The organism is Bacillus mycoides, assembly GCF_000832605.1.
GTDB classification, from domain to species: domain Bacteria; phylum Bacillota; class Bacilli; order Bacillales; family Bacillaceae_G; genus Bacillus_A; species Bacillus_A mycoides.
This window is the reverse complement of sequence record NZ_CP009692.1, coordinates 2,666,137-2,692,645: the sequence shown is the minus strand read 5'-3', so window position 1 is coordinate 2,692,645 and position 26,509 is coordinate 2,666,137. Positions and strand designations below refer to the sequence as shown.

The 26,509-nt window shown below is 34.0% G+C and carries 30 protein-coding genes and 3 pseudogenes; 3 read left to right on the top strand and 30 right to left on the bottom strand.

Going from position 1 to position 26,509, the window contains the following annotated elements:
- Window positions 1-110 precede the first annotated feature (110 nt).
- The gene (locus tag BG05_RS15815) at window positions 111-521 is read left to right on the top strand and encodes a DUF3224 domain-containing protein (RefSeq protein ID WP_003190343.1); all 411 of its coding nucleotides are present in this window, start codon (window positions 111-113) and stop codon (window positions 519-521) included.
- Window positions 522-737: 216 nt separating this feature from the next.
- Here the strand turns inward: BG05_RS15815 and BG05_RS15810 are convergent, their stop codons facing one another.
- The 9 genes from BG05_RS15810 to BG05_RS15770 all read right to left on the bottom strand — a co-directional run bounded on the left by BG05_RS15810 (window position 738) and on the right by BG05_RS15770 (window position 10,748).
- Complete coding sequence (locus BG05_RS15810) at window positions 738-1,115, bottom strand: hotdog family protein (RefSeq protein WP_002033079.1); 378 nt, start codon at window positions 1,113-1,115, stop codon at window positions 738-740.
- Window positions 1,116-1,230: 115 nt separating this feature from the next.
- On the bottom strand, window positions 1,231-2,478 hold the full coding sequence (locus BG05_RS15805; RefSeq protein ID WP_003190340.1) for a DUF1015 domain-containing protein: 1,248 nt from the start codon (window positions 2,476-2,478) through the stop codon (window positions 1,231-1,233).
- A gap of 13 nt (window positions 2,479-2,491) precedes the next feature.
- Window positions 2,492-3,664: a 3-phosphoglycerate dehydrogenase family protein gene (locus tag BG05_RS15800; RefSeq protein ID WP_003190338.1), complete on the bottom strand. Its 1,173-nt coding sequence runs from the start codon at window positions 3,662-3,664 to the stop codon at window positions 2,492-2,494.
- Between the two features lie 12 nt (window positions 3,665-3,676).
- Window positions 3,677-4,759 (bottom strand): 3-phosphoserine/phosphohydroxythreonine transaminase, encoded by a 1,083-nt coding sequence (serC, locus tag BG05_RS15795; RefSeq protein WP_002013754.1) that lies wholly within the window; start codon window positions 4,757-4,759, stop codon window positions 3,677-3,679.
- Between the two features lie 209 nt (window positions 4,760-4,968).
- Complete coding sequence (locus BG05_RS15790) at window positions 4,969-5,160, bottom strand: DUF378 domain-containing protein (protein WP_002084566.1); 192 nt, start codon at window positions 5,158-5,160, stop codon at window positions 4,969-4,971.
- Between the two features lie 88 nt (window positions 5,161-5,248).
- Window positions 5,249-6,316 (bottom strand): glycoside hydrolase family 113, encoded by a 1,068-nt coding sequence (locus BG05_RS15785; RefSeq protein ID WP_016127271.1) that lies wholly within the window; start codon window positions 6,314-6,316, stop codon window positions 5,249-5,251.
- Between the two features lie 175 nt (window positions 6,317-6,491).
- Window positions 6,492-8,882: a penicillin acylase family protein gene (locus BG05_RS15780; RefSeq protein WP_016127272.1), complete on the bottom strand. Its 2,391-nt coding sequence runs from the start codon at window positions 8,880-8,882 to the stop codon at window positions 6,492-6,494.
- 79 nt (window positions 8,883-8,961) lie between these two features.
- Window positions 8,962-9,723 (bottom strand): DnaD domain-containing protein, encoded by a 762-nt coding sequence (locus BG05_RS15775; protein ID WP_003190331.1) that lies wholly within the window; start codon window positions 9,721-9,723, stop codon window positions 8,962-8,964.
- Window positions 9,724-10,166: 443 nt separating this feature from the next.
- Window positions 10,167-10,748 (bottom strand): TetR/AcrR family transcriptional regulator, encoded by a 582-nt coding sequence (locus BG05_RS15770; protein ID WP_003190330.1) that lies wholly within the window; start codon window positions 10,746-10,748, stop codon window positions 10,167-10,169.
- Window positions 10,749-10,969: 221 nt separating this feature from the next.
- On the opposite strand from BG05_RS15770, the gene BG05_RS15765 reads away from it, so the two are divergent.
- Window positions 10,970-12,217, top strand: a complete 1,248-nt coding sequence (locus BG05_RS15765; RefSeq protein ID WP_003190328.1) for an MFS transporter — start codon at window positions 10,970-10,972, stop codon at window positions 12,215-12,217.
- A gap of 171 nt (window positions 12,218-12,388) precedes the next feature.
- Here BG05_RS15765 and BG05_RS15760 read toward each other — a convergent pair whose 3' ends face one another.
- From BG05_RS15760 to BG05_RS15735, 6 genes are all read right to left on the bottom strand, one after another.
- Window positions 12,389-12,847, bottom strand: a complete 459-nt coding sequence (locus BG05_RS15760; protein ID WP_003190326.1) for a hypothetical protein — start codon at window positions 12,845-12,847, stop codon at window positions 12,389-12,391.
- 156 nt (window positions 12,848-13,003) lie between these two features.
- Window positions 13,004-13,960, bottom strand: a complete 957-nt coding sequence (locus BG05_RS15755; RefSeq protein WP_003190324.1) for a DUF3994 domain-containing protein — start codon at window positions 13,958-13,960, stop codon at window positions 13,004-13,006.
- 56 nt (window positions 13,961-14,016) lie between these two features.
- Window positions 14,017-14,346, bottom strand: coding sequence for a hypothetical protein (locus BG05_RS15750; protein ID WP_016127274.1), 330 nt, complete (start codon window positions 14,344-14,346; stop codon window positions 14,017-14,019).
- 100 nt (window positions 14,347-14,446) lie between these two features.
- Window positions 14,447-14,785 (bottom strand): DUF4064 domain-containing protein, encoded by a 339-nt coding sequence (locus BG05_RS15745; RefSeq protein WP_003190321.1) that lies wholly within the window; start codon window positions 14,783-14,785, stop codon window positions 14,447-14,449.
- 128 nt (window positions 14,786-14,913) lie between these two features.
- On the bottom strand, window positions 14,914-15,288 hold the full coding sequence (locus BG05_RS15740) for an immunity 22 family protein (RefSeq protein ID WP_003190318.1): 375 nt from the start codon (window positions 15,286-15,288) through the stop codon (window positions 14,914-14,916).
- 15 nt (window positions 15,289-15,303) lie between these two features.
- Window positions 15,304-15,819, bottom strand: coding sequence for an ankyrin repeat domain-containing protein (locus BG05_RS15735; RefSeq protein ID WP_016127277.1), 516 nt, complete (start codon window positions 15,817-15,819; stop codon window positions 15,304-15,306).
- Window positions 15,820-16,030: 211 nt separating this feature from the next.
- Between BG05_RS15735 and BG05_RS15730 the strand changes: the two genes are divergently transcribed.
- Window positions 16,031-16,738, top strand: coding sequence for a DNA alkylation repair protein (locus tag BG05_RS15730; protein ID WP_016127278.1), 708 nt, complete (start codon window positions 16,031-16,033; stop codon window positions 16,736-16,738).
- Window positions 16,739-16,825: 87 nt separating this feature from the next.
- On the opposite strand, the gene BG05_RS15725 is transcribed toward BG05_RS15730, so the two are convergent.
- The 15 genes and pseudogenes from BG05_RS15725 to BG05_RS15660 all read right to left on the bottom strand — a co-directional run bounded on the left by BG05_RS15725 (window position 16,826) and on the right by BG05_RS15660 (window position 26,198).
- Window positions 16,826-17,293 carry a DUF6985 domain-containing protein gene (locus BG05_RS15725; protein WP_003190311.1) on the bottom strand — a complete coding sequence of 156 codons (468 nt, stop codon included), beginning with the start codon at window positions 17,291-17,293 and terminating at the stop codon, window positions 16,826-16,828.
- 66 nt (window positions 17,294-17,359) lie between these two features.
- A pseudogene (locus BG05_RS31995) lies at window positions 17,360-17,473 on the bottom strand (SMI1/KNR4 family protein); the annotation flags it as partial.
- A 32-nt stretch (window positions 17,474-17,505) separates the two neighbouring features.
- Window positions 17,506-18,144, bottom strand: a complete 639-nt coding sequence (locus tag BG05_RS15720; RefSeq protein ID WP_003190309.1) for a hypothetical protein — start codon at window positions 18,142-18,144, stop codon at window positions 17,506-17,508.
- A gap of 13 nt (window positions 18,145-18,157) precedes the next feature.
- On the bottom strand, window positions 18,158-18,421 hold the full coding sequence (locus tag BG05_RS15715) for a hypothetical protein (RefSeq protein ID WP_003190308.1): 264 nt from the start codon (window positions 18,419-18,421) through the stop codon (window positions 18,158-18,160).
- A 70-nt stretch (window positions 18,422-18,491) separates the two neighbouring features.
- Window positions 18,492-19,043: pseudogene (locus tag BG05_RS31990) on the bottom strand (SUKH-4 family immunity protein).
- A gap of 104 nt (window positions 19,044-19,147) precedes the next feature.
- Window positions 19,148-19,702 (bottom strand): SUKH-4 family immunity protein, encoded by a 555-nt coding sequence (locus BG05_RS15705; protein WP_016127280.1) that lies wholly within the window; start codon window positions 19,700-19,702, stop codon window positions 19,148-19,150.
- Window positions 19,703-19,726: 24 nt separating this feature from the next.
- Window positions 19,727-19,924: a SecY-interacting protein Syd gene (locus BG05_RS15700; protein WP_003190300.1), complete on the bottom strand. Its 198-nt coding sequence runs from the start codon at window positions 19,922-19,924 to the stop codon at window positions 19,727-19,729.
- 163 nt (window positions 19,925-20,087) lie between these two features.
- Window positions 20,088-21,320, bottom strand: a complete 1,233-nt coding sequence (locus tag BG05_RS15695) for a suppressor of fused domain protein (protein WP_003190298.1) — start codon at window positions 21,318-21,320, stop codon at window positions 20,088-20,090.
- Window positions 21,321-21,478: 158 nt separating this feature from the next.
- Window positions 21,479-21,967, bottom strand: coding sequence for an SMI1/KNR4 family protein (locus tag BG05_RS15690; RefSeq protein ID WP_003190296.1), 489 nt, complete (start codon window positions 21,965-21,967; stop codon window positions 21,479-21,481).
- Window positions 21,968-22,050: 83 nt separating this feature from the next.
- Window positions 22,051-22,509 (bottom strand): toxin-antitoxin system YwqK family antitoxin, encoded by a 459-nt coding sequence (locus BG05_RS15685; RefSeq protein WP_003190293.1) that lies wholly within the window; start codon window positions 22,507-22,509, stop codon window positions 22,051-22,053.
- 116 nt (window positions 22,510-22,625) lie between these two features.
- Window positions 22,626-23,414, bottom strand: a complete 789-nt coding sequence (gene imm47, locus BG05_RS15680) for an Imm47 family immunity protein (protein WP_016127282.1) — start codon at window positions 23,412-23,414, stop codon at window positions 22,626-22,628.
- Between the two features lie 61 nt (window positions 23,415-23,475).
- On the bottom strand, window positions 23,476-23,967 hold the full coding sequence (locus BG05_RS15675) for an SMI1/KNR4 family protein (RefSeq protein ID WP_003190289.1): 492 nt from the start codon (window positions 23,965-23,967) through the stop codon (window positions 23,476-23,478).
- Window positions 23,968-24,070: 103 nt separating this feature from the next.
- Window positions 24,071-24,262 (bottom strand): annotated as a pseudogene (locus BG05_RS15670) (hypothetical protein); the annotation flags it as partial.
- Between the two features lie 201 nt (window positions 24,263-24,463).
- Window positions 24,464-25,291 (bottom strand): DUF2262 domain-containing protein, encoded by an 828-nt coding sequence (locus tag BG05_RS15665; RefSeq protein WP_033734665.1) that lies wholly within the window; start codon window positions 25,289-25,291, stop codon window positions 24,464-24,466.
- Between the two features lie 601 nt (window positions 25,292-25,892).
- Window positions 25,893-26,198, bottom strand: a complete 306-nt coding sequence (locus BG05_RS15660) for a hypothetical protein (protein ID WP_016127284.1) — start codon at window positions 26,196-26,198, stop codon at window positions 25,893-25,895.
- Between the last annotated feature and the right edge of the window lie 311 nt (window positions 26,199-26,509).

Sequence of the window (26,509 nt, the reverse complement as noted above, 5' to 3'; positions counted from 1 at the left end):
GTTAGCTTGATAGCGACATGAAAGGACCCCAATAAATAAAATCACTCCTATGAGATATGACTGTGAATTGATACTTTTTAAAAGTATATAATTGGAGGGAGATTACGTTTATGGAAGTAACATTTACAGTAAGTAAATGGGATGAAAAACTAATCGATGATACTAGAAAAGATTTCCCTATTAATATTGCCCATGTTGAATATGATATTGATGGTGAATTAAAAGGAAAAGCTTTTGTTGAATACTTATTATATTATTTAGACTCAAATATAAATGATGGTCACTTGGCTACTGCTAAAATTTCTGGGTTTTTACACTTTGAAGGAATTTATAAGGGGCAACAAGGGACATTTACAGCTATAGAGCAAGGAATATTTGATAAAGGAAATCTAGATTCCCCAGGAACAATTATTAAAGCTACTGGTAACTTAGAAAATCTGAGAGGGTCCTATACTTATCAGTTTACAGGTCAAACTAGTAAACTGATTTTAGAGTTTGAATTTCAGCAAAATACCCTATAATTTAGTGGAAAGGACATTTCTTGTAATACTAGGAATGTCCTTTTTTTGTTGACGAGCTTATTCAACTATTCTTCTATTAGTTAAGAAAAGAACAGAGTATATTACATAACGTCTTATTATCAGTATTCAGCAATGTGTAAAATTTTAATTATGGGGGGAATTAAAATCTAAGCCCGAGAGACATGGCCCCCACCTATTCATTACTTTTCCTACTTACTAAAGAATAATTCCCGAAAAACTCCCCTTCATAACTTCTTTTTCAAGTTGGTTCCTACATATAAACATCGCAATAATTTTTGTACGATGTTTTTCATCGGGTTCAAACTGTTCAATAGTTACGTCACAACGAATTGTATCACCGCTAAAAACAGGACGTAAAAATTCAAAATCCATCTTGCGAGCTAGTACGTTATAGTCACCGCCAATTTTTGTAGGCAGCGTTGATGTTAACAGCCCTTGTACAACAAATCTCCCCTGCTCATCTGGTGTAACATGATGAACACCTTCATCTTTAGATACTTCTGTAAATAAAACAACATCTTCTTTTGTAAAAGTTCGCTCAAAGGTGATTTTTTCGCCTACTTGCAATTTCATCGATACCCCTCCTCAAAAACAGTCCACAATTAATTAAACTGACGTTCCATTTGTTACAAAAGAAAAACCGAAATTAAAAATCATTTCGGTTTTTCCAAACTGTAGAAGTCTATATTTACTTTAGCGAATGAACAAACAACCCACTGCGCAGTTTCGGTTCAAACCACGTTGATTTTGGCGGCATAACTTCCCCTGCGTCTGCGATTGATAATAAAGCTTCCATTGATGTCGGATATAATGAAAACGCTGCTTTATATTCACCGCTATTTACAAGGCGTTCTAATTCTTCTAATCCGCGGATTCCTCCGACAAAATCAATGCGTGAATCAGATCGTGGATCATGTATTTCAAGTACTTGGCTTAATAAATGATCTTGCAGAATAGATACATCTAAACCTTTAACGAGATCATTCGCATCAAACGTTTCCTCTTTCACAGTGAGCTTATACCACTTCTCGTTTACATACATGCCAAATGATTTTGGTTCATTTGGTTTATACGGAGAACCATTTGCTTCTTCTACATAGAAGTACTGCGTAATTTGCTTTAAAAACTGCTCGACTGATAAACCATTTAAATCTTTCACAACCCGGTTATAGTCCCAAATTGATAATTCATCATGAGGGAATAAAACAGATAGGAAGAAATTGAATTCCTCTTCTCCTGTGTAATTCGGATATTGTTCTCTTCGCATTAGCCCTACTTTTGCAGCTGATGCAGAGCGGTGATGTCCATCTGCAATGTAAAGACTAGGAATATCTTCAAATGCGTTTACTAAATTTGCAATTACTTCTTCATCTGCAATCTTCCACGCAACATGCTCCACACCATCTTCTGCTGTAAATTTATAGATTGGCGCATGTTCTTCTTTCCAGCTTGCAATGAAACGTTTCACCTCTTCTTTTGTACGATACGTTAAAAAGATTGGCCCCGTATTTGCGTCACACACATCTACGTGGCGAATACGATCAAGTTCTTTTTCATGACGCGTTCTTTCATGTTTTTTAATTGTATCATCTTCATACTCGTCAATCGATGTACAAACGACAAGGCCTGACTGTGTTCTTCCTTGCATCGTCAGTTCATAAATGTAAAGCGCTGGCTCCTCATCTTGAACGAACACTTCTTCTTGTATAAATTGCTTTAAATTTTCACCCGCTTTTTCATATACGCGATCATCGTACGGTGAAAGTGCTGGATCTAAATCAATTTCGGCTTTATCAACGTGTAAGAAAGAATATGGATTCCCTTTTACAACTTCTCTTGCTTCTTCACTATTTAATACATCGTAAGGTAAAGCGGCCACTTGCACTGCTTTTTCTTCTACTGGACGGATGGCCCGAAACGGTCGGATTTTTGCCAAGTTTCTCTCTCCTTTACACAATCATTCGAACAGCTACAACACCTGTGATTTTACTTATATTTTCCACAATATTCTCTTTCATTATATCATCAATTCCGTTATCAATATCAATCATTGTGTACGCCCAAGAATGTTTACTACGATTAATCATATCCGCAATATTAATATGATGTTCTGCTAAGCATCCTGTAATTTGTCCTACCATGTTCGGAACGTTTTGATGCATAATTGTAATTCGTTTTTTTCCAATGTACGGAAGCTCTACGTTTGGATAGTTTACTGAATTACGAATATTACCTGTCTCTAAATATTCACGTAATTGACGTGCAGCCATTACTGCACAATTTTCTTCAGATTCAGACGTAGATGCACCGAGGTGAGGCGTTGCTGTTACATTTTTCATCTTTATAACATTTTCATTCGGGAAATCTGTTACGTAATGTGTAATAATATCTTCTTCTAACGCTTTTTGAAGAGCATTTTCATCTACAAGTTCTCCTCTTGAGAAATTGAATAGACGCATTCCTTTTTTCATCGTCTCTATAGCGTGTTCACCAACAATCCCCTTCGTTTGATTCGTAAGTGGAATATGCAGTGTAATATAATCACAAGTTGCAAAAATTTCATCTAAGCTAAACGCTCTTTGTACTTGCGTAGAAAGACGCCATGCTGTTTCAACAGATATATACGGATCGTATCCGACAACGTCCATCCCTAAAGCTAACGCATCGTTCGCAACTAAAGCACCGATTGCGCCAAGACCGATAACACCTAAACGTTTCCCTGCAATTTCTGACCCAACGAATTGCTTCTTCCCAGCTTCAACAAGCTGTGGTACTTCTTCTCCATCCAACTCTTTCGTCCAGCTCACTCCGTTTATAATATTACGGGAAGACATAATAAGGCTTGCGATAATAAGTTCCTTCACTGCATTCGCATTAGCCCCTGGCGTATTAAATACTACAATCCCTTTTTCCGTACAACGCTCAACAGGAATATTATTTACACCGGCACCAGCTCTTGCAATTGCCTTTAAATCCTCTGAAAACTCTTCTTGATGTAAAGAATAGCTGCGAAGTAAAATACCGTCAGGATGACCTACTTTGTCTCCAATTTCATAGCGCTTCCCATCAAAAATTTGCAAACCCTTTTCCGCAATTTGATTTAACGTCTGAACACGAAACATATCCCCATCTCCCTATCTATTTTCAAGCTCAAATTCCTTCATATAAGCTACTAATTGCCCAACACCTTCCACTGGCATCGCATTGTAAATACTTGCACGCATACCACCTACTGAGCGATGTCCCTTTAGCGTAACGAAACCGCGTTCTTTCGCTTTTTGTAAAAACTGATTGTTAAGCTCTTCTGACGGTGTTGTAAACGGAATATTCATAAGTGATCGATACGTAGGGTCAACTGGTGAAGTAAACAATTTAGATTCATCTAAAAAATTGTAAAGAAGTGAAGATTTCATTCTATTTTGTTCTTCAATCGCAGATACCCCGCCTTGTTCTTTCAACCACTCTAGTACAAGTTTCGCCACATAAATACTAAAGGATGGCGGTGTATTATATAGGGAGTTATTTTTACTGTAAGTTTCATAGTTTAACATCGTAGGACAAGCACTATTTGCACTGCCAATTAAATCTCTTTTTATAATTACAATCGTTAAACCCGCTGGCCCTAAATTCTTTTGCGCACCCGCATATATGAGACCAAACTTCGTAACATCATATTGTTCTGATAAAATATTTGAGGACATATCCGCAACGAGCGGCACTCTTTCTAAATGTGGAATATCCACATATTTTGTCCCCTCAATTGTATTGTTCGTTGTAATATGTACATAATCTAGTTCTTCATCATTTGGTAAATCATCCATTTTAGGAATCGTAGTAAACTTCTCTTTTTCAGAAGAAGCAATCACTTGTACTTCTCCTACTTTTCCGGCTTCTTGCAGCGCCTTTTTAGACCATGAACCTGTCAGTACGTACCCAGCTTTTTTATACGTACTCATTAAATTTAACGGTATCATAGAAAATTGTAATGACGCACCGCCCTGTAAAAATAAAACTTCATACTCATCAGGAATGTTCATTAATTCACGAAGTAAGCTACTTGCTTCATCAATAATACTTTGGAAATAAGAAGATCTATGGCTCATTTCCATAACAGACATGCCTGTCCCGTTATAATTTACAAGCTCCTTTTGCACTTTCTCTAAAACTGGCAAAGGGAGTATAGATGGTCCTGCTGAAAAATTATACACTCTCTCCATCACCCAGATAACCTCCCTATTTCTCATTTTTATTATTTTTTAAACTTTCTGAATTATAACCTATATACAATACACGGTCAATTTGTTTTCCGTTATTACGGTGCAAGACGCAATGGAATCGCTTGCATGTGCACCCTGCTTTTTATAAACATACAAAAAAGTGTTAAGTACATAATCGTACTTAACACTCTAGTAATTAAGTATAATAGCTACTTACTCGTAAAGAACCGATCGAAAATTTGATAAATAGCTGAAAGACCAAAGAGCCAATAAATAGTATCCACAAGCGCCGGCATAGAACCAAACCATTTCTCAACTACATTATAATCTAACGCCACAAACAACCAATTCAAACCGCCAAGAATCACCAAAATTACTGTAAGGTATGACAAAAATTTCATTATGATTGCCCCCTAGGTGATAAGATGGTGAAAGGCCTTTCACTAAAATATATGTAATAGATTCTAAAACTTACCTATTTTATAAAATTTATTTTCGATACCAGCCATTAATAACTGTCTCTGCTTCTTTACTATGTATTTGATATGAATGATTACTATCATTAGATCCGATAAACCAAATTGAAAAACCTTTAAAATATGGCTTCGCTTCTAATACATCTCGGTAAGCACGCCACCCGTTAAGTTGTACATCTTTCGAAAACACATTCGTAACATCTGGGTTCCACGGGCTTTGTAGTCCAAGTTCACGTGCTGGCACATTAAATCCACCAAAATAAACTGGCTTTCCAGTTGTTTTATGTAATGTCTCAAGTTGCTGAACGACATTTTGGCCACGATTGTATACTGTCGTCGCAAATAAGCTTTGTTTTACTTCTTCGTATGATGGATTTCTTTTTCCTGAAACTTCAAACCAACTATCAATACTTACAATGTCCACCTTTTTTAAATACGGGCGATTTATTTTCTCTTTAAATTCCGCCTCAAAAGAAGGATCCCAACTTGCAGTTAACCACCAGTTCATTTGATACAAAACATTTCCTTTATACTGCTGGCGAACAAAATTAATCGTATCATTCCAATATCCTTCTGCATATTCCATATTCACGAAATTAGAAGCGATTTTCAGCCCATAAATATTGTACTTACTTGTAATGGAATTAAAAATATCTTGTAAAACAACCGTTTTCCAATTCCAGAAGAAATCGTTAATATTACTAGGGTTCCACTCTGTTTCTCCAATATTTCCTTGCTGAATAAACGGAAACGGCTCCAATATAACTTGTATATTACGCTTTAATAATTCTTGAATTAAAATAATAGCTTGTTTCTTTTGCGCCTGATTAATTACCATATTAGCCGAATTCACATCCGAAATATCTACTTGAATAGGTACATTCACCGTATTTAAATTCAAGCGCTCTACATCTGCTAACACTTTCGCTACATTGCCTACTTCCCATACCGTTACGTTTCCTGATTTTATTTTTCCAGATTGAACAGTATTTACATCCGCCTGTATATTTCCCTGGAAACAAAAAGAAAACAACATGATACACACTCCTAAAAAACTTATTAAACTCTTATTTTTTTTCATAACTTTCCCCCATAATTTTTGGTTTTCTTGATTATTTTATACAATATTTCACATATATTCCAGAAAAAATTAAATACATTTCCATTAATAAAAGTGGTATCCATATAATCCCCCTAAAAATAGTAAGGTAAATAAAAAAAGAGACCCCTACTTAAAGTAAGAGTCTCTTCTAACATTATCGCGGCTGTAAATTTAACACTTTCCCCTCTATTCCATCCGTATTCAGTGTAGTCGTATGATACTCACCATTTACCCAATCATCTATTTGATCATGATACCAATCGCTTCTAAAGTTTCCTGATTGTCCTGGCCCTACGATATGATAACCGTTTGACATATCTTTAGTATCAATCACGAATCGCCAAGAAGCTCCGTGATTTACAATACCGTTATCTCCATAACTCGCAGCTTGAACGGTAACTTGGCTTCCGCCAATTGGAACTGGTTTCTCACGATTAAATGCAAGTAATGCTAACATACTAGATGATCTCGAAATTGGATGTGTAAAAGCAAGTTGATGGTAATCGCCCCACTTCCACTCCGCAACATCGGGCCCATATTCCTTCTGTAATTTTTTCATTACATTCTCGTACGATGTATGCACAACTTTCGTGAACCCTCCGTACTTCGTAAACCAAGCGCTATTTTCTCCTGCTACTTCTTTTCGAATCAATTCATCAACAACTTGTGACTTCCCTTCAAATAACTCCATCACATCTTTCGGTATTTCTTTTGAAAATAAAGTATTCGAAATCTCTTTCATTAACAAATGGAATATTAATGGTGCCGCTTCATCTTTACTATCGTAAAAATTCCACTTTGTTAATTGTTTTACGCCTTCTTTCTCTACTTCATTTAAAGATGCTTTATTTAACTCTTTTAAAAATATAGGAGCAAATTCTTTCCCATATAAATTTTTTTGATCCATCTGTAACTCTTCTAAATCTTTCACCGTATACTTTTCCTTCTCTTGCAAAAACTCTTGAATACGCATTTGCCTATATGGCTGCGCCCACGTATTACTAATATGGTACGGATAATTATCATCAACAATTTTATTATTTGCAGTTGAAATAAACCCTTGTTTTGGATTTATTACTTTCGGTAGCTGATCAAACGGAATATACCCTTCCCATTCATATTCGTCTGTCCACCCCGGAACTGGCAAACTACCATCGCCTTTTTTACGTATTGGTATATTTCCATTCGCTTTGTAAGCAATGGTTCCGTCATTTGATGCAAACACAAAGTTTTGAGTTGGTGTATGAAAATCTTGAAGAGCAGTTTCAAACTCATTCCAGTCTTTCGCTTTATTCATATTTAATACAGCCTTTAATTCAGCTGATGGCTCTAAAGCAGTCCATTTCAAAGCGAATACTGTTTTCGTTTTCTCTTTCCCTTTATCTGCAAACTCTGAAATGACTGGACCATGCCTCGTAACCGTCACGTTATACGGAATTGTTTTCCCGCCTTTTACTTTAATAGATTCATCAACAACTGTAGCTTTTTCCCATTTATCGTTATACAGAAATTCATTTTCATTAGTAGGATTTCTCTTTTCAATATATAAATCTTGCACATCAGGACCTGTATTCGTAACGCCCCATGCTATTTTGTCATTGTGGCCTAATATAACACCTGGCACTCCCGCGAAAATAACGCCACTCACATGTAAGTCTTTCATTTCAAGTTTCGATTGATACCATATGGAAGGTGTCGCAAGAGATAAATGAGGATCATCCGCTAAAATCGGCTTACCAGATACACTCTTTTCACCACTCACAACCCAGTTATTACTACCGTTAAACTCTGGTGGAATAACTGTCTTTGAAAAACTTTGTGCTACGTCCACATTTGTATTTTTCAATTCAGCTAGCAATCTAGGTGCATCTTTCGGATATGTAGGAAATAACTCATTTGCTTGCTCTTTCGAAAGATTTTTCAGCGCCCAATATCGAAACGCCTGTCCGTGCCAATGTCCTCCTAAATCAAACGCCATATACTTTCCAATCGTCAAAGAATCCACGATTGACCATTCAGCAGGCTCATAGCCTAATAAAGTAAACTCAACCGGCAATCTCTTTTCCTCTTTTGCCTCACGTATAAAAGCGTTCACTCCATCAGCAAATGACTGCAGGGCATATTTCGCTTCTCCGTCATATTGACTAACAGACGCTTTTGCTGCTCGCCGTAAACCGAGCGTTCGAAACAACTTATCTCGATCAACAGCTGCTTCTCCAACAACTTCACTTAACATTCCAGAAGCTTGCCTTCTACTTAAATCCATTTGGAACAAACGATCTTGCGCTTGTACATACCCTTGCGAGAAATATAAATCATGCGCATTTTCTGCTTTAATATGCGGTACACCTTTACCATCCCGCTTCACCGTAACAGCATGTTGTATATCCTCTAGCTTTATCGTTCCATCTATCTTTGGCATAGATCTCAGCGTATATATGTTCAAAAAAATCATAGCGCAAATAAACAAAAAAAGAACGATACTACTAGACCAAATAAAAATTCTTTTTCCCCTATTTCGTTTCTTTTTTATGACGACTTCCATACAATCCCTCCTCTCTCAATCTATTCGCTTCTATTATGAAAGAACCTTTTAGAAAAGAAGAAATCATTACTTGCTCATGCTATGGATCATACAAACTGAATACTTCTCTCTTACGCACTATTTCCTTTCCTTTATTAAAGCTTACTCGTCCTTTCTTACACCAATTCCTCAAAATCCCCTTCACATAAGCAAGTGTCCCCTTATTATTTTCAAACGCAATTTTAAGTGCCTCTAGTACTTTATCTCCTGAATCTCTTTGCATCCATTCCTTTAATTCCTTCGCGATATATGGAGATAGACTACTAATGTTTTGTTCGTAAAATTTATAAACTTCACTATGCGGAGTGGCATCCTCTACTCTTTCTACCTCTTCCTTCTCTTGAATAATTACTTGTTGTGAATTACTATCAACCTCTTCCTCTGGCATACCAAAATACTGAAGTAATAATGGAATCTTGCATTCTTCTTCAAGACATTTACGTAAAAACTTATGTAGGAACTCTTTACTTTTCACCATTTTCAGCTCACGTAATACACATTTCTCTATGTTCGTATTAAAAATAGGATTATAGTGTAACCAATTTATAATGAATAACTCTTTCGTTTCCGCATCATATAAAATCTTCCCGTATTCCACAAACCGGTTCAATAACTTCTCAACAGTCTCCATACTGTAACCAGTTTCAAGCTCTGCCAAACGCTTCGGTAATATGTAAATACCACATTGCTTCGTTTTCGTACCAGTTAACAAATATATGTAAAAATAACGCTCTTCTGGCGTTAAATCTAATATGAATTCATCTTGCCAAAAGTTCACCTGCACATTACGGTACACCGCCATCAGTTTTCCTCCCGCCCTTTACTAGTAAAAAGGAAAATTCCAATCCTTCAATATAAATATAGGAATGAGGTAACGGTTTTGGCATTCGAGTTCCAAATTTTTTTACTACTACTACGCCGGTTTTATTTTTTCGCGCTTGTTTTGTTCTTGTAGTTGTTTTTGTTTTGTTTTTTCTTAGTGATTTATTACTTGGTAGGTGCTTATAAGGGACTTCGAAGGGGCTTATATAGTGTTTTCATTCCCCTCTTATCTGATGTCTAATTACAAATGTCTCCAACAATCTTCATATATTGCAGACAACCATTATGATTCACCTGCTCATATTTACACAAAAATAAAAAGCACTTGTTGCCTTCGTAGACAATTCAGTGCTTAAAGTTAAAAGCTTATAAATAAAAGTGTCTATAATCGACATAGTTGATTGAAATACAATTCTGTTACATTTATTTTAGTAACGATAATATGATACATACCGAATTATCTACAACTGAACGTTCTGGGCGAGATTTCATTAACACCGTTAATCCAATTAATGAAGTAACTAGCGTTTGTGCCAATGCTTTAGCATTCACATCACTTTGCAGTTCTCCAGACTGAATTCCTTTAGTAATTAATTCTTGAAATATAACTGAAAGATACATTTGATGTTCTCTAGTCAGCACTTCAAATTTTTCATTATGAGGAGCAAATTCCACCATTGTGTTAATACAAAAACAGCCTTTATTTGATTCTTTTTTATATCCCTCTTCCACCATATTTTCAAAAAATATACGAATGGCCTCTTTTACAGATTGTTCTTTTTGAAGTTTTGTTCGAATGCTAGCTGCGTGTATATTCGTGTATCTCCGTAATGCAGCTTCAAATAGCCCTTCTTTATCACCAAATGCCGCATATAAACTCGGTCTTTGTATTTCCATTTTAGCAGTTAGATCACTTAATGAAGTAGCAGCGTATCCTTTCTCCCAAAAAAGTTGCATAGCAGCATCCAAAGCTTTTTCTTTATCAAATTCACGTAGTCGAGCCATTTAATCCCTCCTCTTTTTTCACCTGTTTTCTAAATTATAAATCACGTTTTTATGTACTAATCAGTATATTATATATCGTATTAAATTATAAATGATATGTCAAAAGAAACTGAATTTAATTTACAATTCACTTGACATAGCAACTTATCCCTGATTATATTTGACTTACGAAATAACATACCGTTCGGTACATTATTTTAATAACAAAAGGAGATGATATTATGGATACTAAAGAAAAAATGACAGCTGCTCTTACACAGAATAATGATCAGTTCCAATCACCTATCAATACAATCATGCCCCGCTATATAACTCTATTATTTTCAATAGCTTGCGGGATGGCTGTGGCGAATATATACTTCGCTCATCCTCTACTTGATTCTTTATCAAATGCGTTTAAGATCAACCATTCAACTATTGGTGTCGTTATTACGATTACTCAAGTTTGTTATGCACTCGGATTACTTTTATTAGTTCCACTTGGTGATTTGTTAAACCAAAAAAGACTTATCATTGTTCAAATGCTTTTATCCGTTTTCGCTTTAATTGTGGTCGGAGTCGCTCCTTCAAGTACCGTACTTTTTATAGGTATGGCCTTAGTCGGAATTCTTGCGACTGTTACGCAGACACTCGTCGCATACGCATCCATTTTAGCTAACCCAAAAGACCGTGGGCGAATAGTAGGTTTCGTCACGAGTGGTGTCGTAATAGGAATTCTACTTGCACGTACATTTGCCGGAACATTAACAGATCTAGCGGGATGGCGTTCCGTTTATCTTACCTCTGCTGTACTTATGCTCTTCGTAATTGGTTTGTTATATCGTAATTTACCTAGTCTTGAACATAAAAAAACAGCTATGACCTATCGTAAATTATTACGTTCTGTTCTCTTATTATTTGTAGAAGAAAGGATCTTACGTATTCGCGGAATATTAGCATTGCTTATTTTTACTTCATTCAGTATTTTATGGACTTCATTAGTTTTACCTCTAAGTGTTGCACCATATAATCTATCACATACAGCTATCGGAGCATTTGGTCTTGCTGGAGTTGCTGGTGCATTAGCTGCCACTAAAGCCGGACAACTTGCTGATCGCGGATTCGGAGAGAGAACTACTGGCATAGCCTTATCCTTATTATTACTTTCATGGCTCCTAATTAAATTAATGAACCATTCTCTATTCCTACTAGTTATCGGTGTTATCCTTTTAGATTTAGCTGTGCAAGCTGTACATGTCACCAATCAAAGTATACTTTTCACAGTGCGTCCAGAAGCGAGAAGTCGCCTCACTGCCAGTTACATGATTTTTTATTCTATCGGCAGTGCAACAGGTGCAATTCTTTCCACAAACATTTATGCAAGCTACGGATGGAACGGAGTTTGTATATTAGGTGCATCCGTTAGTGCTTGTGCTCTTTTATTTTGGGCAATGACCTTACGACGATCATCACAACTAAAAGAAGACTAATTCATAAGTATATTTTTTAATATGTGTTTTTCTACAAGACTATAGAATACCCTTTACTTTTTAAAATAAATCAACGGCATTTTCATATAAAAAATGCCGTTGATTCCAAACTTTTATGTATGTGATTCGCCATTTCATGATAATAGATCATATACTAGCGAAATACATCTATTACAAATTACCTTTAACTTGTCCGACAATCTCATTTATCGTATTTCGATCAAACTTATCACTAATTTCGTATGGCTTACGATCTCCTACTAATTGTACCCCTACGATGTCTTTGCGGTCCTTACCATATTGCACTTCAATAATAGATCCGTGCTCTATTTGTTTCCAAATGTAACCTGCTTCATCTTTATTATCTAAAATAATACAGTCCTCAATATTTTCATCGATCCCAATTAACTTGTTATCATCCATATACCCAACCTCGTATTGTAGACGTTCTTTCGCTTTTCCGCTTACTAATATACCTTTGCTACCATATGAGTAATCCGTATAATCCTTTTTCTCCGCTTGTACCGCTTTCGGCTCTTTTGCTTCAGTTTTTTCAGCAGTTCCACAACCCGCAATAAGACCGATTGGCATAACTGCAGTTACTACTACTCTAGTAAATTTCTTTATCATTTGTAACCAACCTCACATGCTTAAGTTTAAATTTCATTTATTACCTTATTAAACAATAACATGATACTAAGTAGACAGAACCAAAGATAACCTATTATTTACATAATCACACTTTAATTAAGGACTATGCCATTTAAACCTAGTCCCTACATAACTTTAACTTTGCTTCACATACTTAATTGTATTGAATGACGTCTCATTAAATAATCGCAAGTTTTTCCCATCATAATCTTGAACTTTATATGTTATTTTCTTTTTTTGAATTGTATCTTCTACACCGTCTACTAAACGTTTATTGAGATGTAAATAGATTGTAAAAGCTTCCTTATCATATTCCCAAGTTCCTTCAATATAATTCTTTTTATTTGGATACTCACCTTTACCATACGTTTCAAATGTCTTATCACCTTTTAGAATGAGTGACATAATGAAACCGTCTGCTCCTTTGAATCCCCAATTACCGATTAATTCCGTACCATCTTTCACATTCTTCATAACGTTATCCGTATTAATTCCAGCTTTCTTATCTAACTCTTTCAAATCTTTCACAGATACTGTACCGTCACTGATTTTAATATCCCCTTCAAGATCTTTGAATGCCTTAAGCCAGTAAATATCTCCTTCTTTCACTAACTTTTCGGATTTTTCGATTAACTCTTTATCAGTTTTATCGCCTTTTTCTCTTTTTTCTTTTCGGGTGAATACTTCATTTATTAAAGAAAAAGAATCTCTAAAATAACCAATTGCTTTTTCAAAATCCTTTTGTTGATTTACATACTCTGCAGGGGGATCTATCGACTCGAATTTATCTAACATTTTATTTAATTCTTTCACACTATCTACTACATCTGATTTCTTTTTCTTACCGTCAAAAACCTCTCTTGTAATATTGTTATGCTCCGCAAACAACTTATCAAACTCTACCCCTAATGTATACACTTTATTCGGATAGTCTTCCTTTGAAACCTTTTCTTTCTTACTATTAGACTTCGATTCTTTTACTTTAGACTCTTCCGTTTTCTCCTGTTTAGAAGTGTTCGTTTTCTCAGACACTCCACAACCAAATAACAACATGACCGGAACTGCTACCCCTAGTAGTTTCTTTACATTCATGACTAATTTCCCCTTTTACTTCAATCGATTATTCTTACTATACCCAGCCTCTTTTTTTATCTTGTAATTAAAGTTACAATCGCAATAACTCCTAGAATCGGTCCCCAATATTCCATTTTTATAAAAAATAGTGAGTGTTTTTTGTTAAACATAACTTTTTCACCAGTTTCAGCATCTATATAAACTTTCCCATCTGGTTTATTAATATATTTACCCAAATACCAAGACATAACCCCTGATATAATAAACATTACCGCCATTGGCCAACTATGGTCTTGAAAATATGTAGTATCTCCTGTTATAGATTCAAAGATAACATTACCCAAAAGAGTATTAATAATTACAATAATTGCGACTAAAAAACCCCAACCAGACCAAATAATCATTTATTTCTCCTCCTAAAGCGTACAACTTGTACCTTATGTTAATTTGAACTGCAAACAAAAACATTAAAAAAACCGAATATTCAGACGCAAACTATTATATTTATCCTACATTCGATTCTAACTTTAATGTTCTAAATGCAAATGAACCAGATATAATTTGTAAAATTGTCGGAATAAGTAAAAAGAATAATGACATAAATAACATAACTATAGGAATCGCAATCATACAAACTCCATAAACTTTATTATTAACCTTGTTTACTAAACACGATAAAATAAGCAACCCTATTTGAACCGTTAAAATAATAGAGTAATAAGCTAAAAGTTCGTAATCAAAACCTTCCATACTATTAAACGCTACAACTATTAATAGTATGGAAATAATAATTCCCAAAATGCCACCAATTAAACCTAATACGAATTCAGGCGTTCTTTTCAATTCGCTCCCCCCTTTTATGAGCCACTAACAACTTGTATATTTTTCCCATTCACCATCATACCAAATATTTATTGGAAAAACTATACATACTTTTCATTCTTCCTTACCTTACAGTGACCTTCTTACCATTATAGATAGCTTGTTGCAGTTACAAAATCAAAGCCTTCAAAATTACTAACCGAATTGTCATACTGAAAATTATAAATTAAAACGATAGAATTATAGGATTTATTTAATTTAACTACTTCGTTAATTCGAGATAATATTTTATCATCATATGAACATCCCGTTAATAACATAGAAATGTCTTCACTTGCTTCTTCTAACACTTCCTTTTCAATAAAATCCTCATCTACATCAATCATATCTATATTAAAATCAACAAAAAATCTTGCTGGTATAGCGTCTCCTTCTTCATCATACGTAATATCCATATATGTATCCAATTGATCTTGCGTTTTCATGTTACCCAACCATATTGAAACCATTCCATGTACTTCCATTAATAGCGTCCTCCATTATGAATATATATTCTCATTCAACTTACGCTTTACATACTCTGCAATTTCCATCTCCCCTCTTTCAACAGCAAACATATAAGCGTCCATTTCTTTCATATTATTACCAGAATATTTTATCGTTATATCTATCCCATTCATAATTAGCAATTTAACAATCTCAAAATGCCCACTATATATGGCAGCAAACAGAGGATTTCGATCCGGTTCACTAGTATCCATTTCAACTTGATGTTTAATAAAGTACTCTGCAATATGTAAATGCCCTTTCGTAGCTGCTCTTTCAAGTGCATTTGTAGAAAAAGACCCACACTTTGCATGAATATCTATCCCTGAATGGATTAAATATTCTATTATTTCTAAATTCCCATAGGCCGCCGCTACATGTAACCACGTACCAAATGGTGTGACATACGATAACATTTCTGGATTTTTGCCAAGCAAATCTCTTAACGTGTCCAATTGACCACTTTTTACAGACTCTCTAATCCTTTTCGCAAATTGAATCTTATCCATATTTTTACCGCCCACTTTTTTCTATATTATACCACCTTCTCAATAAGCTCTGTTTTCATTTACAATAAAATACAATTTATTGTATTCAAAAATCAAACCAAGTTTCGATGCCTTTAGAAAGTAGACATACCTCTTGAATACAATTAGTATTAACATAAGAAATATGAAAGACTTAAAAAGGCTTTTACATGAAGGAAGGAAGTGCACAGCTATGGATTTTAAAACAGTTATGCAAGAACTTGAGGCTCTAGGTAAGGAAAGAACGAAAAAAATATACATATCTAACGGTGCGCACGAACCAGTTTTTGGCGTAGCTACAGGTGCCATGAAACCAATCGCTAAAAAAATAAAATTAAATCAAGAATTAGCTGAAGAACTTTATGCCACAGGCAACTACGATGCTATGTATTTTGCAGGCATTATTGCCGACCCAAAAGCTATGAGTGAATCGGATTTTAACCGTTGGATAGATGGGGCTTATTTTTATATGCTATCTGATTATGTTGTAGCAGTAACTTTATCGGAGTCAAATATTGCACAAGACGTTGCTGATCAATGGATTGCGAGTGGGGACGAGCTTAAAATGTCTGCCGGCTGGAGTTGCTACTGTTGGCTTTTAGGAAATCGCAAAGACAATGAATTTTCCGAAAGTAAAATTTCCAATATGCTTGAAATGGTGAAAGATACAATTCATCATTCGCCAGAACGAACAAAATCCGCTATGAATAATTTCCTAAACACGGTAGCAATTTCATATGTACCACTACACGAAAAAGCAGTCGAAATTGCAAAAGAAGTTGGTATAGTTGAAATCAAACGTGATAATAAAAAAAGCAGTTTGCTTAATGCTACAGAGAGTATTCAGAAAGAACTTGATAGAGGAAGAATGGGTTTCAAACGTAAGTATGTAAGATGTTAAAAAGATTCATACCTGGGTGTCAATTCGAGAAATATTGACACCTTTTTCATTCAGGTTATATATCCCCTCATTTACTTTTAACTTATATTAAAAAATAATATCCTGATAACCTACTTCCATTACCTTTTCATTTAATAAACGAACTCCTACACCATTTTCTATATCCCACGTACAATTAAATGTAATTCCAACCTCTCGTCCTTCCGTAATATCTGCATACGGAACAACAATACCCTCTAAACCGATCATCTCTAGTATTTGATCAGTTGTTTCAACTAATGGATAATTTTCTCGCACTCCAATATCATATCCTAATTCACATCGCCTTTGTTTGTAATAATCTAATATAGACTGTAGTAAACTTATTTGTACCTCTTCCCAATTTTTTATTAATGATTGATACGCTACATACTGCCCTTCATCAAACCTCCCATCTTCTTCACCATCTATCATCAAATCAATCTCAGTTACATTACCTATAAAAGTTATAGGCATACACTTAGCCCAAGCATAATTATATTCAATCTCTCCAAAAACTGAATCATTCACTCTCATTTATCCGTCATTCCTCTCGCACTTATTACTAAGGTGTCCCTGCTTATTGTTAACTTCCATCAACACTTAACATTTGAAATACTCTTTCAAAAACACATAAAATGTTGGCCAACTCTCCTTTAATTCTCCATTTAAAAGTAATTCATCTCCACCTTCAAAATTTACTGAGTAAACCATTTCCTTCTACTCCTATAGGAATCGTATATAGTCTCTTAATAACTCGTGATTAAGTCTTCACCCTCATATCTAGGGTCTTTCTCCACTTTACCATCTTTTGTTTTAATGACTTTTAGTCTACCTAACCACTCTGCTCCGTTATATGTCTCTTCACTTACCCATACATTATGCTTTTTACCGTCTACCTCAACTACTAATGTTGGGTGTGTAAATATGAATTCCTCCTCTACATGCCTACCTACAATTTCTGCATGTAATGATGTACCTTCTTCAACTAGTTTACTATTCTGATACCCCTCGATAATAGATAATCCGATAAATACAAAGAATATCAGCCCAAATACGATTACCTTCTTCTTTGTACTCCATTTATTCTTTGCTTTCAATTCCTTTTGTCTTGCTTCTCTTTCTTCGCGTTCATCCAAACTCTCATTTAAAGCGTCTTCCCATGCCTTAATTTCTGCTTCGATTTCCGCTTCGACTCTTGCTAATTTTTCTAGTTGTTCATCGGTTGCTACCATCTCATATGAGTTATCTCCAACCACACGAATTTCAGCACCATTTTCTTTTACTTTTCGCAAGTCTTTTTCTGTACAATCAAACTCTCGAATAATTCCCCCTTGTGTGTTTACAAGTCTAACGTAAATGTTTTTTTTCTCCCTCTTCTTAAACATCTGAATTTCCCCCTTATTCGTTTCCTATCATAGATAACCCTATTGCAATTAAGAGAAAGAAAACGATAATAAGGAAAGTCTTCCCTTTGCTTACTTGTGTTGTACAACCTTCCAAGACAGCCCATATAAGAATTGGAAAAAGAAGAATACCTAGGAGAATATCGACCAACTTGTTGCTACTCTTCTTTAGTGGTTTTTCTTCTTCTACTATCGGTTTTATCCGAACAGCTTCTTTTCTTATTTGTTTCGGTTTCTTTTTCTTGCGTCTATGATTCACCCAACATACCCCTTTTAGAATAACTTTTTACAACTATAAAAATACCGAAACATCCCCTTTTCACTTCCAATTATTCATATAAGCTCTCAATTTCCATACACCAAAAAGAACCCTTTTCCATACAATTATCATCAATTTTTTTCAATTCTTCCTTCAACCAACTTATTGTACACTCTGGTATATTATTATCGATGAAGGCATCCTCACCATTTATCTCTACTGCCTTATCAATCATTTTTGAATATACTAATAAACATGCTGCAAATTGTTGTATAGAAGAATTCATAAACACTTCTTTATACGCATCACTATTATTTAGAAATACTATTTTTTCTTGTTTTTCAATTATACAAATTGGATCTCCAGAACTTGTTGTTCCTAAATATCAATATTTTCGAAACTCTTCTGGCATTTGAAATACATTTATAATAGACCTTACGAAAGACTGAGATGAAGTAAATTCTAAATATGGTGGCGGTGTTTCCGGTAAGCCTCCTATAGACAAAAATCGTTTCACTTCAGCTGAAAAGTTTTTATTTATTAATTCTTTTTCAGGAAATGTAATGAGTGGGCCATCTTTATTAACATCCCATTTCTCTCGAAACTCCTCTGGTAGTATCATTTTTTCACCTTCTTGATGTGTTTATATCTTTTAAGATTTAATTGGGTTACTAAATGTATTTTTATTTTTTCAACATTAAAAATACCATCTAGTATTATCTACACTTATTCACTAAAACTCCCTAGTTCCTCTGTCCAAAAACATCCTTCCGTTAAAGCAGCTGCATCAATTTTTCGAAGTGCACTAGAAATCCACTCCACCAAACCTTTAGGTATATTTTTTTCAATATAAGCCTTTCTTCCATTGGCAGCCTTTACTTCTCTTATAAATTCCACATAGACAAGTAAAGATTCTGCAAACTTCTCTATCGTACTATTTATAAGAACGACTTTATTTTTATTGTCATAATCTATATATACGAGTTGTGATTTAGATTCATCAATACAGATTGGATTTCCACTATCAGTAAATCCAAAGTATATAAACTTATCATACATCGTACCTAATTCATTTTGTATCTCGCTCAACCTTATCCCGCCACCGTTATCTGCAGATTCAAATGTAAGAAATGGAGGAGCAGACTCGGGAAAACCTGCTTTAATTAAGAAGTCTTTCGTTTCTTTCGAGAAGGAAAACGAGTGAATGATTTTTTCATTATAATGAATTAAACCGTATATTTCTTCATTCCAATTCACTAAAAAATCTTGTGGTGAGATCATTTTATCCTCCTGCATATCATATTATTATCTCTGCTCCATTTTTAAATTACTTATCAACTCAACTAGGGAATTAGAAAGAAACTCCTTTTCTTCTGTTTCAAAGTTTTCTATTAATACTTCTCCTGTTTCATTATCAAAAATAATAGCCTTATCTTCCGAAGAGATAAATCCTATCTGTATATACCTAAATTCTCTCCCTTCACTCTCCTCATACCGTTTCATTATTTGAATAAATTCTACTATAGATTAATAGGATTTCATTTCCTACTGAATTATTAATAATTGAAAAATAATTGGATTTCATATCCCACCTTAATACTAATAATAAAGTTATATAGCGATTCTTATTACTTTTCCACTACAAATCTCTTCAATCGATCCTGCCTTATTTACACGTATTCTCTCGATTAAAGTCAAATGCTGCTTCAACGCCATTTTTCATTAATTTTTGTAATAATACATCAAGTCCATCTGTGTAATAACAATGGATTTCTTCTTTATATAATGGTAATAATGTATGGAAGTATACCGGCCAGTCACCCTCTATTCTTTTACCATCTTCACGAAATTCCATTTTGAATGCCCCTGAACACTGTGGAATTGGTGGCACAATCATTACACCAGAAAATTCCGTCTCTTTACTATATGGATGAATTGACGCATTGTAATCTCCCTTGCCTTCATCTAATTGATTCGGAAATATAAGCCATTGCCCTAATCCATATTCCCTTGTCATTTCTCCAAATTCTTGTAAAAGACGTAAAGGCCAACTGTATTTCGAACTCACCAAAGCGGATACTGATACATCCCAATCCTTCGGTAGATGCATGACAAGCTCTGCATAACCACTATCTACACTCGATGGAGCTGGCATACGGAAATAGCTATTTCGATACGTTACTACTGTATGACAATCAACCATTTTATTTGGTCCAACATCATATAATTCTACATCGGTAATCATTTTTGTATTTGCTTCTATATGATTCGTAATCATTCCATAATGCAGCTGAATATGTGACTTAAAATCTTCTATTGACGTTGGACGTATCATTGGATTATTTTCTATTTTTTGTTCATCATTTTTCTCATCAGATTCCCATACTAATTCAAACTCAAATCCTTTTAGTTCACTTTTTGCAACTCTCTCTTTAAATTCGTTTGATACGAAAGTTTGTACAGATACAATCGGAAAATCCCCATATTTATGCTTTGTATTCAATGCACAAAAAATATGCTCCCCCCTAATTTTCTCTGTAATAAAAGCAAATTTATCAAATCCACCAAAATCATCAGGGTCCGCATTCTCATAATCAATACAATCTAATACATTTAATACATTTATTGCATAACATTCATATCGTTCATGAACAAGTGGAAGAATTTCAACTTTCCTTTTAATTAAATCAAATACTACTTCTATCGCTTTTTTTGTAAAAACAAGTGGTATTTCACTTAATAAATCTGATGGTTCCCCCTCATTTAAAAGTTTCATTTGCAATGGATTCCACGTATTAATTACTGATTGACCTTGAAAATAGTTATTAAAAATTTCTTGTCCTTCTTCATTCTCACACTCTAATTGATCATACTGTGAATTAATTTTCCATATTTTCATTATACTCCGCCTTTTACTCTATATAAAATACACATTTTCCCTGCCAACAACAATTTCTCATCTATTTTATCCTTTAATGCTTTTTATCGCCCACTGCTTATATGTATTTTTCATCCCACTATCTTCTTTACTATTTCCTTTTTACGATTTAACTTCTTCTAATCATGTAACTTATTTAAAAACTCCGTAAAATGATTAGCCACAAAAAATACATTTTCTCTCGCTACTTCCTCTGCTTCCTTAACCGTAATCCCTTCGCTTTCCATCAATGTTTCCTTTTCCCATGCCCCCTCATGTTCCCAAAAGACGACAATTGGATCTTCTTCATGATTTTTATAATCAAAGCAAATTAAATTTCCTGCTGGGTCAAACGCAAAAGGAAATAATTCTTTAGGTAATATATTAATAAAATCACTATATACATCAACTATATATTCATCACTATTTTCATTAAAAGATAATAAAGTACCAAAAATTCTTTCGTGATTATTCACATTAAATAATTCTGGCTCTACATTGGCACCATTATTTACAGCTACACATTTTATATAATCAATTGGAAATTTAAAGCCTATTTTATTACTAATCTCTCTTACAAGATCTTCATTTACAGCTTCATCAGCAAATTGCCATTCTACTTTTCTCACCAAGTTCCATCACCCCATGGTTATTTACTCTTAAATAATTTTACAAACTGCCCAATATGTTATCAAATAACATATTGTAATTTTTATATCAATGGATTATCTTCTCGTTTAGAGCATCGGTTGATGAATGCTAATTCCTCTTTTGTCGGTGCAACTTTTTTTCTAATTACATCCCCATGTTTATCCCATTCTGTATAATGTAAACAAATACCAAACTTAAATTCTCCTTCATATTTGAGTACTTCGCATTCATACCAAATTTTCCGTATCCCTCTTGTCTGTCCTTTTATCATGAAATTCGTAGTTTTCACTTTTCCGCTCTGATAAAACTTAACATAATCCCCTTCTTTAAAACCATCTTTATAGTAACAATAATACGCTAGGTTGCCATTTTCATATAACTCATATGCTAAACCAGTAAAAGGTTTCCCATTCTTATCTTCTGGCTTATCTAGCACTTCATCACTGGATGAGGTAAACCAAAGTTCCTCATCAAAATTTATTCCATGCTCTAATACGTATTTTTTACTTAGTACATCCATCATATTCTCCAATTTTATTCACCCCTAAACAACAATTAAAGCTTTCCGTTATAGTAAAAATCACTCCTTAACAGGGGGCCATAGAATGTTTTATATTCATCACATGTATCGTTTTCTTATACGACTACATGTCCATAAAAATACTTTTTACCAATCTTCCATTCTTTCTTTGTTAGAACATCAATATATGACATCAACTCTCTATTTTTTTCATTTGTTATTATCGTATCGTATTGAATAGGACATTTGATTCCACTCCAAATTGATAAAATGGAAGGTATAGTAACAACATTATAAGTAGTTCTATCTCTTAAAGAACTCATAACTTCCGAAACTAACTCCTTTGCCAAATCTCCAGGAAAAGATAGTCTATTACGATAATAATATTCTTGCGTATCGTTATTTTCGATAAAAACAGAATAAGCTTCATTAAATTCTTCTAACGGTACTTCATAATACTCGTCCTCAATTCCAAGCATCCATGAAAGTTCATTTCTTATAGCTTTTTCAACAAAGGTATCTTCCCACTCTTCTAGTAACGCTAAAAGATATGGTACTACATGATATGAAAGAGTTTCACCAGCACTTACTACAAAATTATGAACTCCATCCTCTGAAGCACTTGAAAGGAATTTCAAATTATTCGTTTCTAATAAATCATCGTGAGTAGCTACTGAACAAAATAGTCTAGTGCATAAATGTAAAACAAGCTCATTTCGAGTACTATTCATAAGTTCAATTAGTAACCCCTTTACAGAGAAATCACCTAACTTTAACAATTCGCTAATTAAAATAAAGGATTCTTTCTCTGTTGCACTATCCCTTAAGTTAGACTTAAGAGTTTCAATTGTATGATTAGAAATTTCTCCATACCAAATATCTTTTTTTAAATGCTCTAATTCCATCATTCTCCCGCCTTTTATTGCTGCTTACATTTATACGAACCATTTCATATGAATAATATTATTAATCATGTAACTTATTTAAAAACTCCGTAAAATTATTAGCAATATAGAATACATTTTCTCTCGCTACTTCCTCTGCTTCCTCAGCCGTAATCCCTTCACTTTCCATCAATGTTTCCTTTTCCCATGCCCCCTCATGTTCCCAAAAGACGACAATTGGATCTTCTTCATGATTTTTATAATCAAAGCAAATTAAATTTCCTGCTGGATCAAATGCGAATGGCACCAATGCATTTGGTAGAGTAGAAATATACTGATTATATACTTTAACGATATACTCACTACTATCCACATCATAAGTAAGTAAAGTTCCAAATACCTTTGTTATCGTGCCTATTTCAAATTTATAAGGTAACACAGCCGAACCATTATTATTTGTAGCACATTCTACATAGTCACATGGAAATATATAGCCTATCTCTTTTCCCACATTGTTTATATATTCTGCTGAAACTGGCTCATCCGGTACTGGCCATGTTAAGTCATTTCTCATTTAACTTCACCTCCTAACAAACCACATCACGTTTATCCGAAATAACTAATTACATCATCTGAGCTTTTATGTAAATTCCAGTCTAATTACGACCTCGTTTCTTTTAACTTTTCAGATAATCCTTCCCAGAAACATTTGGAGAAAAGGATACACCCCTCCGATCCTCATCAAAACTTGGTATAGCCATCGCTTGTGCTGGTTCTAAATATTTCATTGTAGATAGCCAACTATCAAGTAACGTATCCATATCAGATTCTAAGGGATTATTTAAAACATCTATGCAAGTGCCACCGTATATGTAAACCTTAAATTTCATTAATTATTAAAGAGGTTTGGAGTTCTCACTTAATAAGAGAAAAGATAGACGAGAAGAAAACGCCTAATAATCAAAAATTATAACAATTTATCACGCTACTTTTGGGCAGTAAGTGCCCGAGTGGTTCAAATAATCCATCAGTAAGGATGAAGAAAAATCCCCACTGATGGAATTTTCACTTTATCCTGCAATCTCAGCCGAAGAGAGCCCCTCATGAATATTTCCGCTTACAATGATAGAATGTCCCCAAAATATATCTCCATCCAAAAAGAATATTTCAAAATCACCTTCTGAATAAACGCTTAAGCTGCTTAATGTGATGGAATTAATGAACATTTCTTTTGTAATTTCGTCGATTTCTGCTTCATCATCATCTTGTAGCCATTCATTTGCTAACTCTACCAGTTCTTTTGCAGCGTACATTTTCATTTTCCATTCATCTTGCTCTTTGAAAAGTGCATGTGCTGTTTCCAGTGCAGACTTCATCATATGTTTGTTTTCACTCCAATCAAAATATAAATGACATTCTTCACCAGCCCAAGATATTCTCTTTTCAAAAGTTTTCACTCTTTTATCAAGTTCAAACACACCCATCATCTCATCATGATAAAAAAGCGGTTTCATTGCATCTTGTAAGATGATTTCCAACTCATCATCTTTATATGGTGTTTCCAAAACCTTAACAAGCATCAATGAATTTTCTGACTTGCGCACCTGTAATGTTACAACTGTATTTGCTGTCAAAATGTCTTTTGATTTTCTCCATTCTGCATCATCAACCAACCATGCAAGTCGTATGTCTTCGTTTGTAATCGTTTCATTGTTATGTAAGTCTTTCCACGCAATCAAATCAATTGACGCAGTCCACAAAATGTTGTCACCGCCTTTTGATGCACCGATTCCTAATGCCCCTGTGACAGCTGCTATTTCAATCACATTTTCTGAGAATCTATTTTCAAATCTACTTATTTCACTTGATTTACTCAATTTCGAATACATTCCTTTCATCATCCACAGGCATAAGTACTTTGTGAGTTTTCCTGTTTTATTATAATTGGTCTATGTTTTTTAACAAAAACGAATGTTTATGTCACGTTTGAATTTAAAAATAATGAGCTTGATAACTCTCAATTCATTGTAACAGAATAATATATCAAATAACCCCTGACTACACAAACGGGCGCAATTGTATAGAAACACGGGTGGGAAATAATCAATTTTTTTATAAAAACAGTTCTTGAAGTAAAAGGAATCCATCGTTTTGTTAAATCATTGTTTAAAACAGTGGCTTTTTATATGCAATGAAATCCAGGGTTTAGAATTATTTTTTAACCAAACTTCATTCTAAACCAACACTAAATCCTTAAATTAATGGATGTGGGTAGCACCACATCCATTAAGCTACAGTTATGAACTCCCTCTAAACAAAAATTTTTAACTCTTTACAATTATTTATGATCATTTAGCTCATTTTTGTCGTTTTGGGAACAACCAATTTTTAATATAGATATTTAATTATATTACTGTCCTTTGGTTCAGCTTCATGAATCATATAACTACCTATCTCTTGCATTTAATATATCATGGTAAAGCCTATATAGAATTATAGCTATAATTCTATATAGGCTTTTTTTTCACCTGGAATTTTAAATTTATTTAAATCATATTCTTTAATTATATATACTTTTATAGCTTCAAAATCTTTACCAAAAGCAAGAGATGGATTTTTTAAGAAATATATTATTTCTTCCTCGTCATAAATTCGGGCTTTAATTATTTCTTTGTCCGAGTGAAACGATAAATTGACTCCTTTGTAAAAATATTCGTAGTATCCCTCTTCATCCTGCTCACTCTTATCTTCAAAAGGAATAGATTCAATATGATATATATTCCCATTTACACTTATTGATTTCATACAGCATGACTCCCTTTTCAAGAATATTCATAAGAAATTAAATAATCTCTGTCAATCATACCAAAAATAAGGGATTTACTTTTAGAATTTATAAAAAATATATAGGATTAAATTAAAATCTTTATATTATTTTTCATATTACTTCATTATCTCTGTACAATTGTGTAATATGTCACAGAAGTAGACATATTGCAATGAGTTGCAGTGAAGGGGAATATCCCTTGAGAATATAAAATAAGAAGATCAATCTAGAAAGACTATCTAGTTCGATCTTCTTTTATTGAATTTTTAATTAATGCATTTTTACCCTT

Excerpts from the sequence above, each read along its gene's own strand:
- BG05_RS15760 (WP_003190326.1), bottom strand. The coding sequence starts at position 12,847 with ATGATAAAGAAATTTACTAGAGTAGTAGTAACTGCAGTTATGCCAATC.
- BG05_RS15785 (WP_016127271.1), bottom strand. The coding sequence starts at position 6,316 with ATGAAAAAAAATAAGAGTTTAATAAGTTTTTTAGGAGTGTGTATCATG.
- BG05_RS15695 (WP_003190298.1), bottom strand. The coding sequence starts at position 21,320 with ATGAAAATATGGAAAATTAATTCACAGTATGATCAATTAGAGTGTGAG.
- BG05_RS15725 (WP_003190311.1), bottom strand. The coding sequence starts at position 17,293 with ATGAGAGTGAATGATTCAGTTTTTGGAGAGATTGAATATAATTATGCT.
- BG05_RS15740 (WP_003190318.1), bottom strand. The coding sequence starts at position 15,288 with ATGGAAGTACATGGAATGGTTTCAATATGGTTGGGTAACATGAAAACG.
- imm47 (WP_016127282.1), bottom strand. The coding sequence starts at position 23,414 with ATGGAATTAGAGCATTTAAAAAAAGATATTTGGTATGGAGAAATTTCT.
- BG05_RS15660 (WP_016127284.1), bottom strand. The coding sequence starts at position 26,198 with ATGAAATCAATAAGTGTAAATGGGAATATATATCATATTGAATCTATT.
- BG05_RS15700 (WP_003190300.1), bottom strand. The coding sequence starts at position 19,924 with ATGAAACGGTATGAGGAGAGTGAAGGGAGAGAATTTAGGTATATACAG.
- BG05_RS15685 (WP_003190293.1), bottom strand. The coding sequence starts at position 22,509 with ATGGATGTACTAAGTAAAAAATACGTATTAGAGCATGGAATAAATTTT.
- BG05_RS15705 (WP_016127280.1), bottom strand. The coding sequence starts at position 19,702 with ATGATCTCACCACAAGATTTTTTAGTGAATTGGAATGAAGAAATATAC.
- BG05_RS15810 (WP_002033079.1), bottom strand. The coding sequence starts at position 1,115 with ATGAAATTGCAAGTAGGCGAAAAAATCACCTTTGAGCGAACTTTTACA.
- serC (WP_002013754.1), bottom strand. The coding sequence starts at position 4,759 with ATGGAGAGAGTGTATAATTTTTCAGCAGGACCATCTATACTCCCTTTG.
- BG05_RS15775 (WP_003190331.1), bottom strand. The coding sequence starts at position 9,723 with ATGGCGGTGTACCGTAATGTGCAGGTGAACTTTTGGCAAGATGAATTC.
- BG05_RS15750 (WP_016127274.1), bottom strand. The coding sequence starts at position 14,346 with ATGATTATTTGGTCTGGTTGGGGTTTTTTAGTCGCAATTATTGTAATT.
- BG05_RS15755 (WP_003190324.1), bottom strand. The coding sequence starts at position 13,960 with ATGAATGTAAAGAAACTACTAGGGGTAGCAGTTCCGGTCATGTTGTTA.
- BG05_RS15780 (WP_016127272.1), bottom strand. The coding sequence starts at position 8,882 with ATGGAAGTCGTCATAAAAAAGAAACGAAATAGGGGAAAAAGAATTTTT.
- BG05_RS15735 (WP_016127277.1), bottom strand. The coding sequence starts at position 15,819 with ATGGATAAGATTCAATTTGCGAAAAGGATTAGAGAGTCTGTAAAAAGT.
- BG05_RS15800 (WP_003190338.1), bottom strand. The coding sequence starts at position 3,664 with ATGTTTCGTGTTCAGACGTTAAATCAAATTGCGGAAAAGGGTTTGCAA.
- BG05_RS15765 (WP_003190328.1), top strand. The coding sequence starts at position 10,970 with ATGGATACTAAAGAAAAAATGACAGCTGCTCTTACACAGAATAATGAT.
- BG05_RS15770 (WP_003190330.1), bottom strand. The coding sequence starts at position 10,748 with ATGGCTCGACTACGTGAATTTGATAAAGAAAAAGCTTTGGATGCTGCT.
- BG05_RS15720 (WP_003190309.1), bottom strand. The coding sequence starts at position 18,144 with ATGTTTAAGAAGAGGGAGAAAAAAAACATTTACGTTAGACTTGTAAAC.
- BG05_RS15675 (WP_003190289.1), bottom strand. The coding sequence starts at position 23,967 with ATGAGAAATGACTTAACATGGCCAGTACCGGATGAGCCAGTTTCAGCA.
- BG05_RS15815 (WP_003190343.1), top strand. The coding sequence starts at position 111 with ATGGAAGTAACATTTACAGTAAGTAAATGGGATGAAAAACTAATCGAT.
- BG05_RS15665 (WP_033734665.1), bottom strand. The coding sequence starts at position 25,291 with ATGAAAGGAATGTATTCGAAATTGAGTAAATCAAGTGAAATAAGTAGA.
- BG05_RS15730 (WP_016127278.1), top strand. The coding sequence starts at position 16,031 with ATGGATTTTAAAACAGTTATGCAAGAACTTGAGGCTCTAGGTAAGGAA.
- BG05_RS15790 (WP_002084566.1), bottom strand. The coding sequence starts at position 5,160 with ATGAAATTTTTGTCATACCTTACAGTAATTTTGGTGATTCTTGGCGGT.